Source organism: Pseudomonas sp. Sample_24 (assembly GCF_004307605.1).
GTDB lineage: Bacteria > Pseudomonadota > Gammaproteobacteria > Pseudomonadales > Pseudomonadaceae > Aquipseudomonas.
Genome location: NZ_RCNW01000201.1, coordinates 15,519 through 29,363, shown reverse-complemented (window position 1 = coordinate 29,363; position 13,845 = coordinate 15,519). Strand labels below are relative to the sequence as shown.

Below are 13,845 nucleotides of genomic sequence, written 5' to 3'. Positions count from 1 at the left end.
TCGGCGGCCTGGCTGCAGGAGCGTGCCACTTCGTTGGCGGTGGCGACCATTTCGTGGAACGCCGTGGACACCATGTCCACCGCTTCACGCTGGCGCCCGGCGGCTTCAGCCATATCGCTGGAAACCTGGGTCGAGCTTTTGGACGTGGCGAGAATCTTCGTCGCGGCACCGCCGATGCTCTGGATCAGGTTGCGAATCGCGGTGAGGAACTGGTTGAACCAGCTGGCCAGTTGCGCGGTTTCGTCGCTGCCACGGATCTGCAGGTTTTTTGTCAGGTCGCCTTCACCTTGGGCGATGCCTTCCAGGCCATCGGCCACGCTGCGGATCGGACGCACGATGACGCTGGCGAAACTGGCGCCGACCACGGCGAAGATCACCGCCAGCACCGCTGCAATGATCGCGATCAACCAGGTCAGCTGGGTCGCGGTGCTCATTACGTCGCTTTGCTTGATCAGGCCGATGAAGGTCCAGCCCAGTTGCTCCGACGGCCAGACGTTGGCCATGTAGCGCTCGCCATCGAGTTCGACTTCGACCAGTCCTTTGCCAGCCTTGGCCAGCTGCGCATAACCTTCGCCGAGGCTGCTCAGGGCCTTGAAGTTGTGCTCCGGTTGCTTCGGGTCCACCAACACGGTGCCGGTGTTTTCCAGCAGCATCAGGTAGCCGGTTTCGCCAAGCTTGATCTGTTTCACCAGTTCGGTGAGCTGTTTGAGCGACACGTCGATGCTGACCACGCCGCCGTTACTGCCCAGCTTGTTGTCGATGGTGCGTACGGTGCTGACGTAGGACGTGTCGTTTTCGGCCCAGTAATAGGCCTCGGTACGGAACGGCTTGCCCGGTTTTGCCTGGGCCGCCTTGTACCACGGACGCTGGCGCGGGTCGTAGTTGGCCAGCTTGGCATCGTCCGGCCACGACACGTAGCCACCGGCGGCGGTGCCGAGAATCGCGTAGGCATAGGATGGGTGAGCATTGCCCAGGTCCTGCAGGAAGCCGAAGATCTTTTTGTCCATCTCGCCTTGGGGGATGGTCTCGGCGTTGGCGGCCATGTAGGTCTTGAGGCTGTCGTCGGAATTCTTGATCAACGGTTGCTTGGCCAGGTACTCGACGTTCTGGCTGATACCGTCGAAAAACAGTTGCATGGCATTGCTGACCTGACGGATTTCTCGGCCGCTGCTGTCGACGAATCCGTCCTTGGCATCACTGCGCAAGTTCAGCACAACGAGGGTGGCGACCAGCACCACGGGCAAGCAGGCGATGATTGCAAACGCCCAGGTCAACTTCTGTTTGATGTTCATCCGCGCTCCAGATTTTCTTGTAGGCCCACGCAGTGCAGATGACTCGCGGATTTTTGGCAGCCGAAAACGTTCTTGGTCTACTCGAATCCTTGAGTGCGATGCGCTATTTGTTGGGGAAGCGTTTGTCGGACAATTCACTTTGTCACTTAGGACTTCGGCTGTTGTCGGAGGAAATTGAGGGGCGCCAGGAAAAATCCTGCGAAGCGCGGGAAGGCGGATGTCAGCTTCTGTCACAAATGCCCTCGCAGGCCCTGAAGAACAAGCGACACAGCCTCGGCTATGATCATTGGCGCCCGGCGATGGACGTCAGGTTTTTGTGAGGAATCCGGCACATTGTGTGCTTTGTGTTGCTCCTGGCAGTGTTCATAGGTCGGCCCCCCCTCCCACCGGTGAGTGGATTGCCGTATAACGAATGACTTTCGCGTGTTTGGTAATAAAGGACCCACAATAAAAGCTGATGAAGACTCCAAAACGCATTGAACCCCTGATCGAGGACGGTCTGGTCGACGAGGTGCTGCGCCCACTCATGAGTGGTAAAGAAGCAGCTGTTTATGTAGTGCGCTGCGGCAACCAGCTACGTTGCGCGAAGGTCTACAAGGAGGCGAATAAACGCAGTTTCCGCCAGGCAGCCGAGTATCAGGAAGGCCGCAAGGTGCGCAACAGCCGTCAGGCCCGGGCCATGGCCAAGGGCTCCAAGTTTGGCCGCAAGGAAACCGAAGACGCCTGGCAGAACGCCGAAGTGGCGGCGCTGTTCCGTCTGGCCAGTGCCGGCGTGCGGGTGCCCAAGCCGTATGACTTTCTCGAAGGCGTGCTGCTCATGGAGCTGGTGGCCGACGAATACGGCGACGCCGCGCCGCGATTGAATGACGTGGTGCTGGAGCCTGATCAGGCCCGCGAGTATCACGCCTTTCTGATTTCGCAGATTGTGCTGATGTTGTGTACCGGTTTGGTGCACGGTGACCTGTCCGAGTTCAACGTTCTGCTGACGCCGACCGGTCCGGTGATCATCGACTTGCCGCAAGCGGTGGATGCCGCGGGCAACAACCACGCGTTCAGCATGCTGGAACGGGATGTGGGCAATATGGCGTCGTACTTCGGGCGGTTCGCACCGGAGTTGAAAAAGACCCGTTATGCCAAGGAAATGTGGGCCTTGTACGAGGCCGGCACCCTGCACCCGGCCAGCGTCCTGACCGGCGAGTTCGACGAGCCGGAAGAGCTGGCCGACGTCGGCGGCATCATGCGTGAGATCGAGGCGGCGCGCCTGGATGAAGAGCGCAAGCAAGCGGCCCGTGCCGCTGACGATGCGCCAGCCAGCAAAACCGAAGAGCCGCCTCCGCCATGGATGCAGTGATCGGCTAAACAAAAAACCGGCTTCGGCCTAATGCTGTTCACTTAAGGGAAGAACACTGTACCCGTGGCGAGGGAGCTTGCTCCCGCTGGGGCGCGAAGCGGCCCTAAAAAGGACTGCTGCGCAGCCCAGCGGGACGGTGCGGCGATGCGACGAGCTCCCTCGCCACAGGATACTAACGTTCTCTTAAGTGAACAGCATTACGGCTTCGGCCGGGTTTTTTATGCACAACACACATCCTCCTGTAGAAGCTGCGATCAGGCGCAGCAGCCGGATTCGAGGCTCTTGAGAATCGGACAATCCGGGCGATGATCGCCCTGGCAGTGCTCAACCAGGTCCTGCAAGGTATCGCGCAATTGCCCCAACTCGCGGATCTTCTGGTTCAGTTCATCGATATGCTGGCGGGCCAGCGCCTTCACATCGGCACTGGCACGTTGGCGATCGTGCCACAGGGCCAGCAGCTTGCCGACTTCTTCCAGGGAAAACCCCAGGTCCCGCGAGCGCTTGATGAAGGCCAGGGTGTGCAAGTCGTCATCACCGTACATCCGATAACCGCTGTCGGTACGGTGGGCTGCCTTGAGCAATCCAATGGATTCGTAATACCGGATCATTTTTGCGCTCAGGCCACTGTGCCGGGCCGCTTGACCGATGTTCATCGATTGTTCTCCAAGTCCGCGGGTTTCCAGGTTTTCAACAGTAACGCATTGCTCACCACGCTGACGCTCGACAACGCCATCGCTGCGCCGGCCAGTACCGGGTTGAGGAAACCGAACGCTGCCAGCGGAATACCAATCAGGTTATAGACGAACGCCCAGAACAGGTTTTGGCGGATTTTCGCGTAGGTCTTGCGACTGATCTCCAGCGCCGCGGGCACCAAGCGCGGGTCGCCGCGCATCAGGGTGATGCCGGCGGCGTGCATGGCCACGTCGGTGCCGCCGCCCATGGCGATGCCGATGTCGGCCGCAGCTAAGGCTGGGGCGTCGTTGATGCCGTCGCCGACCATCGCCACCACGCCGGTCTGTTTCAGCGCAGCCACCGTCGCGGCTTTGTCCGCTGGCAACACTTCGGCGTGCACGTCTCTGATGCCCAGTGCCTGCGCAACCACGTTGGCACTGCCGCGATTGTCGCCGGTCAGCAAATGGCTGCTGATGTGCCGTGCGCTCAATTGCTGTACCGCTTGCAGAGCACCGGGCTTGAGCGTGTCGCCAAAGGCAAACAGGCCCAGCACCCGTGGTTCGGGTTTTTGTTCGATCAGCCAGGACAAGGTACGGCCTTCGGTTTCCCACGCTGCGGCGGATTCAGCCAGGGCACCGGCGTTCAGGCCGCTTTCTTCAAGCAGACGCCGGTTGCCCAGCGCCAGTCGTCGACCTTCAAGGGTGCCGGCAATGCCGCGTCCGGTCAGTGATTGGCTGTCGGTGACGTCGTCCACCTGCAACCTGCGTTCAGTACAGGCGTCCAGTACGGCTTTGGCCAAAGGGTGTTCACTGCCCCGTTGCAGCGCGCCGGCCCATTGCAGCAGGGTGGCTTCGTCACCGTCCACCGCACTCAAGTGCGCGATGCGTGGGGCTCCGGAGGTCAGGGTGCCGGTCTTGTCGAACACCACCGCACTGACTTCATGGGCACGTTCCAGCGCTTCGGCGTCCTTGATCAGAATTCCGTAACGCGCTGCCACCCCGGTGCCGGCCATGATCGCCGTGGGTGTGGCCAGGCCCAACGCACAAGGACAGGCGATCACCAGCACCGCAACGGCGTTGATCAGCGCCGTTTCCAGTGGTGCGCCATACAGCCACCAGCCGATCAGCGTCGCCAGGGCCAGTAACAGCACCACGGGCACGAAGATCTGGCTGACTTTATCCACCAGTTTCTGGATCGGTGCCTTCGCTGCCTGAGCGTCTTCCACCAGGCGAATGATGCGTGCCAACACGGTTTCCGCGCCGAGCGCCCGAGTGCGGACCAGTAATCGACCTTCTCCGTTGATCGCACCGCCGGTCACTTTATCGCCGGGTTGTTTCGGTACCGGCAGGCTTTCACCGCTGATCAACGCTTCATCGGCATGGCTCTGGCCTTCGATCACTTCGCCGTCCACCGGAAAGCGTTCGCCGGGTTTGACCAGCACCAGATCATTCAAGCGCAGGGCACTGATGGCGACATCTTGTTCACGGCCATCGATCACCTGAATCGCCCGCTCCGGGCGTAACGCTTCGAGTGCGCGGATGGCGCTGGCAGTCTGGCGCTTGGCGCGGCTTTCCAGGTACTTGCCCAGCAACACCAAGGCAATCACCACCGCCGACGCTTCGAAATACAGATGCGGCATGCGTCCGGCAGCGATGGCCCACTCGTAGACACTCAAGCCATAACCGGCGCTGGTGCCCAGTGCGACCAGCAAATCCATGTTGCCGGCACCGGCGCGCACAGCTTTCCACGCCGCCACATAAAACCGCGCGCCGAAGATGAATTGCACCGGGGTGGCCAGGGCAAATTGCGCCCACGCCGGGAGCATCCAATGCACACCGAACGGTTGCAGGAGCATCGGCAAGACAAGCGGCAAGGCGAGGGTGATGGCCGCGATCAAGGCCCAGCGTTCGTGTTGCAGGCGGGACTGTTGATTGTCGGTTTGCGGGTGTTCGGCTTCCCGGACGCTGGCGCCATAGCCGGCCTTGATCACGGCGCCGATCAAGATTTGCGGATCGATCTGCCCGAGCAGTTCAAGATGAGCGCGCTCGTTCGCCAGGTTGACGCTGACGCTTTTCACCCCGGGCACTTTGGTCAGCGCACGCTCGACGCGGCCGACGCAGGACGCGCAGGTCATGCCGTCGATGTTTAATTCAAGGGTTTGCTGTGGCACGCTGTAGCCAGCCTTTGCCACGGCATCCATCAAGGCTGGCAGGCTATCGGCTGGCGCCTGAACCCGCGCCTGTTCGGTGGCGAGGTTGACGCTCACGGCGCTGGCCCCGATGACCTTGCTCAAGGCGCGCTCGACACGGCCGGCGCAACTGGCACAGGTCATGCCGGCAATCGGCAGATCGAACGTGGTGGAATCGGACATCGGTCGCACTCCCTGTAGTAGAGGCCTACAGGATCAACCTTGCCATGCTGGCAAGGTCAAGCGCCATTTGAAACTGACCGCAAATCGATAGGTAGGAGCCGGCTTGCTGGCGATGGCGATTTATCCGGCGACATCAATGTTGCCTGATCAACCGCTATCGCCAGCAAGCCGGCTCCTACAGGAGGAGGGTAGGTCAGTAACCGAGCCCTGCGCGCTTCAGGTACATCCCTTCCTGCGTCATCGCAATCCGGTACTTGAGCACATCGCCCGCCCGGAGCTGAATGTCCTGCGAGCCCGGCGCCAACATGCCCGGATTGCAGCCAGGCACCTGACCCGGCAGCAGTTTGAGGCGCAGGGACACATTGCCCGGCGGCAGATTGAATGAGGTGCTTTGTTCCTGGAACAGCCGCGCCGCCAATTGGTCCTGGATGTACACGCCAATTTCGCAGCTGGTCGCGACTTCCAGGCGCTCGCGGGAAATGATCAGCACGCCATAGTCCTCCCCGGCGGCACTGGCCGACGGCACGGCGGCGAAAAGGCTGAGGAAGCCAAACAGGCTGAAAACTGACCAGCGCATGGCTGAATCTCCTGAGATCGAGTCATTGATGCTCGCAGCTTGGCCGAGCGCGACGATGATTGCCAGCCCGGCAGATCACTTCAGAACTTGACCTTGCCATGGTGGCAAGCTCGAGACTGTACTCAACCTCATTCAAGAGCCACATCCAGGGAGTTTTCCATGCAAGTGTTCAATGTTGAAGGTATGTCCTGCGGTCATTGCGTCAGGGCCATCACCGAGGCCGTTCAGGCTAAAGATCCTGCGGCCAGCGTACGGGTCGATCTGGCGGCGAAAGAGGTCGGCGTCGAGAGTGCCCTGACAGCGCAACAGGTGATCGAGGCGATCAGCGAAGAGGGCTATGGCGCCAAACTCGCCTGATCTTTTTAATAGTTAGCGAGCTATCGTAATGTTCAAGGCGTCCATGCGCGGCTAGACTGTCGGGCTGCCGACTAATGCCCCTGGGTGCCTGATGAACTTCCGTACCATTCTGATTCTTGGCGCGTTAAGCGCTTTCGGTCCATTGGCGATCGATTTCTACCTGCCGGCTTTCCCGGCCATGGCGCTCGCGTTCGGTACGGATGAAAAACACGTTCAGCTGACATTGGCCGCCTACTTCCTCGGCCTGTCCATCGGCCAACTGGCTTACGGGCCGGTGGCGGATCGTTTCGGGCGGCGCATTCCTTTGCTCACCGGCGTGGGGCTGTTCACCGCCGCTTCGCTGGCGTGCGCCTATGCGCCGAACCTGGAATGGCTGATCGGTGCACGTTTTGTCCAGGCATTGGGCGGATGCGCGGGAATGGTGATTTCCCGGGCGATCGTCAGCGACAAATGCGACGCGGTGGGTTCGGCGAAAGTGTTTTCACAGCTGATGCTGGTGATGGGGCTGGCGCCGATTCTGGCGCCGATGCTCGGCGGCCTGTTGGTCAATACGACGGGCTGGCAGTCGATCTTTCTTGCGCTGACCGGTTTCAGTGCTCTGGCAGGGTTGGCTGTGGCACTCGGCTTGCCCGAGAGCATGCCGGCCCATTTGCCACGCCAACCGCTATCGGGGGCGTTGCGCCAATATGCTCGGCTCTTGAAAGAACCGGTGTACCTCGGCCACGCGTTGACCGGTGGTATCGCCATCGCCGGGATGTTTTCCTACATTGCCGGTTCACCGTTCGTCTTCATCAAACTTTATGGCGTTCCGGCCGAACATTTCGGCTGGTTCTTCGGTGCCAATGCCGCGGGTTTCATTCTGGTGGCGCAGGTCAATGCGCGTTTGCTGGCCAAGCGCGGGCCGGCATTCCTGCTTGCGCGTGCCGTGTGGGTCTACCTGGGTGCCGGCCTGACTCTGCTTGGCGTCAGTGCATTGCACACGACACAGCTGTGGCCGTTACTGATCCCGCTCTTTGTCTGTATCGCCAGCCTCGGCTGCATTCTGCCAAACGCATCGGCGTGCGCCATGAACGGCCAGGGCGCTCGCGCCGGCAGCGCTTCGGCGATGCTCGGATGCCTGCAGTTCAGCGTGGCCGCCGGTGCTGCCGCGCTGGTGGGAGTTCTGCACGACGGCAGCGCCATGCCGATGGCCATGGTCATCAGCCTGTGTGCAATTCTGGTGGTGAGCGTGGCGATGTTCACCCGGCGTTTGCAAAATGCCCGGGCAATGGCGCAAGCCCCGGTTTAAAGGTCAGCCGGCAGCACGCTGTGGTTGGAGTACGGGGATTGAGTGAGGCGCTTGAATGCGTGATTCCAGGGTGCGCATGAAATTGCGGGCTTCGGACTCGCTGCGGAACGTTACGACATGTTGATCCAGGCGGACTTGCCACTGGGATTTTGCCAATTCTTTTAACAGGATCTTCATTACCGAATTCCTCTTGTAAAAGATGTCTCGTAGAAGGTGGTCTCGCAGGAGATTCGATTGTAGACCTGAATGCGATCGCTATCGTGACAGGGCATAACTGTCGGACTGACGGTTTGTAACAAAACACATCGCAGGCTCTGGGGCGGCCTGCGATGTTTTTTACCGGTGGTTAAAATCCTTCCAGCACAATCTTGCCCTTGGATTTGCCGCTTTCCAGCAAGGCATGTGCACGGCGCAGATTCGCCGCATTGATGGTGCCGAAATGCTCGCCAACCGTGGTTTTCAATGTGCCAGCATCGATCAACTGCGCCACGCGGTTGAGCAGATGGTGCTGCTCGATCATGTCCGCTGTTTCAAACAGTGAGCGGGTGTACATGAATTCCCAGTGCAGCGACAGGCTCTTGCGCTTGAGCTTGGTTACGTCGAGGGTTTTCGGATCGTCGATCAGCGCCAGTTTGCCTTGCGGTGCCAACGCCTCGACCAATTGATCCAGGTGATGATCGGTCTGGGTCAGACTGGCAACGTGGGTGACCTGGTTGATGCCCGCGCGCTTGAGCTCTTCGCTCAAAGGTTGGCTGTGGTCGATTACATGATGGGCGCCTAACTCTTTCACCCAGCTTTGCGTCTGTGGACGTGAGGCGGTGCCGATGACGTTCAGCCCGGTAAGCTGCCTGGCCAGTTGCGTGAGAATCGAGCCCACTCCACCGGCCGCGCCGACGATCAGCAGGCTTTGGTTTTCGTCTGTATTACCTTCGGGCACTTGCAGGCGTTCGAAGAGCAACTCCCAGGCGGTAATCGCGGTTAACGGCAGGGCGGCGGCTTCGGCGAAACCCAGGGTTTTCGGCATATGGCCGACGATCCGCTCATCTACTACGTGCAGTTCGCTATTGCCACCGGAGCGGGCGATGGAGCCGGCGTAGAACACCTTGTCGCCGGCCTTGAACAACGTCACTTCGCTGCCGACCGCTTTGACCACACCGGCCACGTCCCAGCCCAGCACTTTGGCTGCGCCGCCTTCAGGCTGGACGTTCTGGCGGACCTTGGTATCCACCGGATTGACCGAAATCGCTTTGACCTCCACCAACAGATCACGCGGCCCGGCGACCGGCTCAGGCAGTTCGATGTCCTGCAGGGATTTTTCGTCGCTGATTGGCAGGGACGCGTAATAGGCAATGGCTTTCATGTGTGGCTCCGCAACATTAAGAGAACAAGCGATCAGGCGATCGTGCGCAGGCGCGTGAGTTCGAAGTGTTCGAGAAAATCAGGGGCCTTGGCGCGAAAGTTCTGGATGTGCGCACTGTCGTCATGGGCTTGCAGGGCTTCGTCGCTGCTCCACTTCTCGATCATGTAGAAGGCCAGGGGATTGGCCAGGTCCTGATGCAGGTCATATTGCCCGCAACCGGCTTCGGCTCGGGTCGGTTCCACCAGCGCCCGCAGGTGTTGCTCGAGGGCATCCTGTTGGCCGGGCTTGGCGATGAGGGTGGCGATAGCGGTAAAGGGCTGGGACATCTGCGACTCCGGAGCGGGTGATTTCGATGGGCAGATGATTGGCTATTTCTCCTGAAGATAAAAGCCGTTAAAAGAGCAGTCTCTTTCAATATTTTTTTGATAATTGGGTGTAGGGATGCTGCGTTTCGATGACTTGCAGTTGTTTGTTCGGGCTGCGGACCTGGGCAGTTTGTCGGCAGCTGCACGGGGTATGGACATGTCGGCAGCGGTGGCCAGCGCAGCGTTGAAACGCATCGAACAGCAACTCGGTGCCCGCTTGCTCGCCCGTTCGACCCGCAGCCTGCGTTTGACCGCTGAGGGGGAAGGCTTCCTTGAATACGCCCGGGCAGCGCTGAGCAACCTCGATGAAGGCCGGCGTTTGCTGGCCAGTGGTCAGGATCAGGTCAGCGGCGTGTTGCAGCTGTCGGCGCCGTCAGACTTCGGTCGCAACCTGCTGTTGCCGTGGCTGGACGAGTTTCAGCGCGAGCACCCGAAGCTCACCGTGCGTTTGCTGTTGGGCGATCGAATCGCCGATCTGTTCCGGCAACCGGTGGACATTGCCCTGCGTTACGGCGAACCGGAGGACTCCAGCCTGGTAGCGCTGCCCATCGCCCCGCAAAACCGCCGCGTGTTATGTGCCGCGCCGGGTTATCTGGCCCGGCATGGCGAACCGCGGCAACTGGAGCAGTTGGCGCAACACAATTGCCTGCTGTTCATGCTTGGCAGCCGCGTTCACGATCATTGGAGCTTTCACGATGGCAAGCGGGAGATCGGTTTGACCGTCAGCGGCGACCGTTTCAGCGACGACGCCGATGTCGTGCGATTGTGGGCGGTGGCGGGGGCTGGCATCGCCTACAAGTCTTGGCTGGATGTCGCCGGGGATGTGCTTGCCGGTCGTTTGAAAATACTGATGCCTGAGCTGGTTTGTGAGCGCGCACCGCTGAATCTGTTGTGCGCCCATCGCGCACAATTGAGTAAGCCAGTGAACCTGTTGCGGGAAATGCTTGCCAGTCGATGCGCAAAATTGAGCAGTCATTTTCCGGGGTTGGCGGGTATCGATGATTAGTCGCAGTTAAAAAGCGAAATTTCCCTCAGGAACTATCACCACCAACGGTTTGCGGAGGGCAGGAACCGGCCGTCAACCCGCCTATACTAGCGCTCGCCCGAAGTACCCACCGTCGATCGCGATGGCGAAGCCCCGCTGGCGTCGGCCTGGTCACGCGTCCCAATGCCTGCCCTCTGTAACAGATACCCGGTGATGGCTTGGGTGAGCAAAGACTTTGCCCGGGCTATGGCGGTTTCTGCGTCTTGGCCGACGACACATTACTGGTCAAGATGTCTCTGAGCAGTAGACGAAACGATTCAACAGGGAGTGAATACATGGAACATGCACCTTGCATCAGCCAGATAGCCACCTTGCTGGCTGACCCAAAGCGCAGCGCAATGATGTGGGCCTTGATGGATGGCTCGGCGCGTCAAACCGAAGAGCTGGCCTTGTTGGCCGGCCTTTCTCCTTCTTCGGCCAGTGCACACCTGGGGCGTTTATCCGCCGGGGGACTATTGAAAGTCGAGACCCGAGGGCGCAAGCGGTTTTTCCGTCTGTCAGCCCCTGAAGTCGGTGCCGCGATCGAAGCACTGGCCAGCGCAACACTGGCCAGCGCGCCGCAGGACATTCCGGACATTTTCAAACGCTCCGCTCCCCTGGCCAAGCCGCAGGCTCTGCGCTCATCGATGTTGCGCGCGCGACTGTGCGGCGACCATCTGGGCGGAACCCTGGCGGCTGATCTTTATCAGCGTTTGCTGGATGCGGGGTGGATCGAGCAGTTTGATCATCGAGTGACGATCACCCTCAAGGGCTCCAACGAGTTGGCGACACGCGGTGTATATATTCAGGCGCTTGCCCATCGTCAGGGCAAGGCGGCATGTGCTTGCCCGGACTGGAGCGAGAGACGTCCACACATGGGCGGGTCATTGGGCGCTGCGTTGTTGCAGTTGTTCATGCAGTCGGGCTGGTTGAACCTGCCCAATGATTCGCGTGCCTTGCAGGTCACCGCCGCCGGGCAACGTGAAATCCAACGCTTCGTCGAGCAAACCGAGCTGGAAATGGCTTTTTAACGGCCTGAGATCAAACCTGTGGAAGCTGGGTAGCCAGCTCCCACAGAGGCTGTTTTATCCGTCAGGGTTTTACCAATCGCGCATCCAGGCTGTTCTGCGCCAGGCGCTTGGCCTGGTCTTGAGTCATGCCCAAATGCGTGTGCAGCGCATGGAAGTTCTCGGTGACATAACCGCCAAAGTACGCCGGGTCATCGGAGTTCACGGTCACTTTCACGCCGCGTTCGAGCATGTCGAGAATGTTGTGCTGCGACATGTGATCGAACACGCAGAGCTTGGTATTGGACAGCGGGCACACGGTCAGCGGAATCTGCTCGTCGATGATCCGCTGCATCAGGCGCTCGTCTTCGATGGCGCGCACGCCATGGTCGATACGCTGGATTTTCAACAGGTCGAGAGCTTCCCAAATGTACTCGGGCGGGCCTTCTTCACCAGCGTGGGCGACGGTCAGGAAGCCTTCGTCACGGGCTCGGTCGAACACGCGCTGGAACTTGCTCGGCGGGTGGCCCATCTCGGAACTGTCCAGGCCCACGGCGACGAACGCATCGCGGAACGGCAGCGCCTGGTCGAGGGTTTTCTGCGCTTGTTCTTCGCTCAGATGGCGCAGGAAACTCAGGATCAAACCACTGGTGATACCCAGTTGCTGCTCGCCATCCTTGAGTGCGGCGGCGATGCCGTTGAGCACCACTTCAAACGGGATGCCGCGGTCGGTGTGGGTCTGCGGGTCGAAGAACGGTTCGGTGTGAATCACATTCTGTTCTTTGCAGCGCAGCAGGTAAGCCCAGGTCAGGTCGTAGAAATCCTGCGACGTGCGCAACACATCGGCACCCCGGTAATACAGGTCGAGGAATTCTTGCAGGTTGTTGAAGGCATAGGCCTTGCGCAAGGTTTCGACATCGCTCCACGGCAGGGCGATCTTGTTGCGGTCAGCCAGGGCGAACAGCAATTCGGGCTCGAGCGAACCCTCCAGGTGCAAGTGCAGTTCTGCCTTGGGCAGTGCGTTCAGCCAGTCGTACATAATTCTTTTCTCATCAGGTGCAGATGGCGGACATTCTACAGGTGCTGGCGCGAACAATTGGCAAAACCTGACCAGCCGGTTCACTACACGGCTTCTTGCTCCCGTCGATAAGCATAGGTATCGGCGAAGCGCGAGAGCAGAAATTGCGCGCACGTGGTGGCCGGGTATTTCGCCGGATGCAATTCGTCCTGACACCCCGGCAGGCATTCGATGCGGGTGTCCGGGTGCGGTTCGGCGAAGAATGGCATCGAGTAGCGGTCCACGCCGAGGGGGCTGGTCACCCGGTGCGGCGTCGACAGGTAACGGTCGTTGCTCCAGCGCGCCATCATGTCGCCGAGGTTGACCACGAACGTGCCTTCGATCGGTGGCGCATCGATCCACTCACCTTTGACATTGCGCACTTGCAAGCCGCCGGCAGCATCCTGGTAGAGCAGGGTGATACAACCGTAGTCGGTATGGGCCCCGGCACCTTGTTGTTCTGCGCAGCTGGCGGTATGGCGCGGCGGGTAGTGAATCAGGCGCAACACGCTGACCGGCTCGCTGAAGCGCGTATCGAAAAAATCCCGTTCAATGCCCAGTGCCAAAGTCATTGCCCGCAAGAGGGTCTGCGCCAAGGCCTGCATGTCGACGTAATGCTGCTCCATCAACGTTGCCCAACCGGGCAGTGACGGGTGACGGTTGGGGCCGCGCAAGGGTTTTTCCGCCAGCACGTCTGGATGGTCGGCGGGCAGATGCAGGCCCATGTCGAAAGTCTCTTTCAGATCGCTGGGTTTGCCCGGGTCGAGTTGTTCGGTGGCGATGGCGCCGTAACCACGATGGTGGCGGGTCTGGGTAATGTCGATCTTGAGCTTTTCGGCGGTGGGCTGGGCGAAGAAACGTTTGGCACTGTCGAGCAGCGCGTCGATGCGTTCGGCGCTGATCGGGTGACCCTTGATGTAGAAAAAGCCCCACTCGCGGCAGGCGTGGTCGATTTCAGTGGCGACGGATTGCCAGGCGGTTTGGTCGTCACTGTACAGCGGGGCGATGTCGATGATCGGAAGACTGTTCATGCACAATCCTTGAAAACGTTAAGATGTGATCATTCCCACGCTTCGCGTGGGAATGCCTCAACGGACGCTCTGCGTTCGGCCTTTTGGGACGCG

At 60.1% G+C, this 13,845-nt stretch carries 14 protein-coding genes; 5 read left to right on the top strand and 9 right to left on the bottom strand.

The window, feature by feature from the left end; genetic code table 11:
* Positions 1 to 1,292, bottom strand: a 1,292-nt coding sequence (locus D8V06_RS10235; protein ID WP_130930914.1) for a methyl-accepting chemotaxis protein, incomplete at its 3' end; no start/stop codon positions are given.
* A gap of 457 nt (positions 1,293 to 1,749) precedes the next feature.
* On the opposite strand from D8V06_RS10235, the gene D8V06_RS10230 reads away from it, so the two are divergent.
* Positions 1,750 to 2,643, top strand: a complete 894-nt coding sequence (locus D8V06_RS10230; RefSeq protein WP_056852506.1) for a PA4780 family RIO1-like protein kinase — start codon at positions 1,750 to 1,752, stop codon at positions 2,641 to 2,643.
* Between the two features lie 254 nt (positions 2,644 to 2,897).
* Here D8V06_RS10230 and cueR read toward each other — a convergent pair whose 3' ends face one another.
* The 3 genes from cueR to D8V06_RS10215 form a co-directional block, all read right to left on the bottom strand.
* The gene (gene cueR, locus D8V06_RS10225; RefSeq protein WP_130930913.1) at positions 2,898 to 3,296 is read right to left on the bottom strand and encodes a Cu(I)-responsive transcriptional regulator; all 399 of its coding nucleotides are present in this window, start codon (positions 3,294 to 3,296) and stop codon (positions 2,898 to 2,900) included.
* The gene (locus tag D8V06_RS10220) at positions 3,293 to 5,686 is read right to left on the bottom strand and encodes a heavy metal translocating P-type ATPase (protein ID WP_130930912.1); all 2,394 of its coding nucleotides are present in this window, start codon (positions 5,684 to 5,686) and stop codon (positions 3,293 to 3,295) included. Before D8V06_RS10220 ends, cueR begins: the two co-directional genes overlap by 4 nt.
* Positions 5,687 to 5,879: 193 nt before the next feature.
* Entirely contained in the window at positions 5,880 to 6,263 is a 384-nt protein-coding gene (locus tag D8V06_RS10215) for a hypothetical protein (RefSeq protein WP_056852509.1), read from the bottom strand.
* A gap of 159 nt (positions 6,264 to 6,422) precedes the next feature.
* Here D8V06_RS10215 and D8V06_RS10210 point away from each other — a divergent pair, with 159 nt between their 5' ends.
* Entirely contained in the window at positions 6,423 to 6,620 is a 198-nt protein-coding gene (locus D8V06_RS10210; protein WP_056852510.1) for a cation transporter, read from the top strand.
* Between the two features lie 91 nt (positions 6,621 to 6,711).
* Positions 6,712 to 7,908, top strand: coding sequence for a multidrug effflux MFS transporter (locus tag D8V06_RS10205; protein ID WP_056852511.1), 1,197 nt, complete (start codon positions 6,712 to 6,714; stop codon positions 7,906 to 7,908).
* A 3-nt stretch (positions 7,909 to 7,911) separates the two neighbouring features.
* Here D8V06_RS10205 and D8V06_RS30355 read toward each other — a convergent pair whose 3' ends face one another.
* The 3 genes from D8V06_RS30355 to D8V06_RS10195 form a co-directional block, all read right to left on the bottom strand.
* Positions 7,912 to 8,085, bottom strand: a complete 174-nt coding sequence (locus D8V06_RS30355; protein ID WP_177336546.1) for a hypothetical protein — start codon at positions 8,083 to 8,085, stop codon at positions 7,912 to 7,914.
* Between the two features lie 169 nt (positions 8,086 to 8,254).
* The gene (locus tag D8V06_RS10200) at positions 8,255 to 9,268 is read right to left on the bottom strand and encodes a zinc-binding alcohol dehydrogenase family protein (protein ID WP_130930911.1); all 1,014 of its coding nucleotides are present in this window, start codon (positions 9,266 to 9,268) and stop codon (positions 8,255 to 8,257) included.
* Between the two features lie 32 nt (positions 9,269 to 9,300).
* A complete protein-coding gene (locus D8V06_RS10195; protein WP_130930910.1) occupies positions 9,301 to 9,594 on the bottom strand; it encodes a putative quinol monooxygenase in 294 nt (97 codons plus the stop codon).
* A 115-nt stretch (positions 9,595 to 9,709) separates the two neighbouring features.
* Here D8V06_RS10195 and D8V06_RS10190 point away from each other — a divergent pair, with 115 nt between their 5' ends.
* Both D8V06_RS10190 and D8V06_RS10185 read left to right on the top strand, forming a co-directional pair.
* On the top strand, positions 9,710 to 10,639 hold the full coding sequence (locus D8V06_RS10190) for a LysR family transcriptional regulator (protein ID WP_056852514.1): 930 nt from the start codon (positions 9,710 to 9,712) through the stop codon (positions 10,637 to 10,639).
* A 314-nt stretch (positions 10,640 to 10,953) separates the two neighbouring features.
* Entirely contained in the window at positions 10,954 to 11,688 is a 735-nt protein-coding gene (locus D8V06_RS10185; RefSeq protein ID WP_056852515.1) for a helix-turn-helix transcriptional regulator, read from the top strand.
* A 61-nt stretch (positions 11,689 to 11,749) separates the two neighbouring features.
* On the opposite strand, the gene D8V06_RS10180 is transcribed toward D8V06_RS10185, so the two are convergent.
* Positions 11,750 to 12,703, bottom strand: coding sequence for an adenosine deaminase (locus D8V06_RS10180; protein WP_130905775.1), 954 nt, complete (start codon positions 12,701 to 12,703; stop codon positions 11,750 to 11,752).
* Between the two features lie 83 nt (positions 12,704 to 12,786).
* Entirely contained in the window at positions 12,787 to 13,752 is a 966-nt protein-coding gene (locus tag D8V06_RS10175) for a 2-oxoglutarate and iron-dependent oxygenase domain-containing protein (protein WP_130930909.1), read from the bottom strand.
* Positions 13,753 to 13,845: the final 93 nt, after the last annotated feature.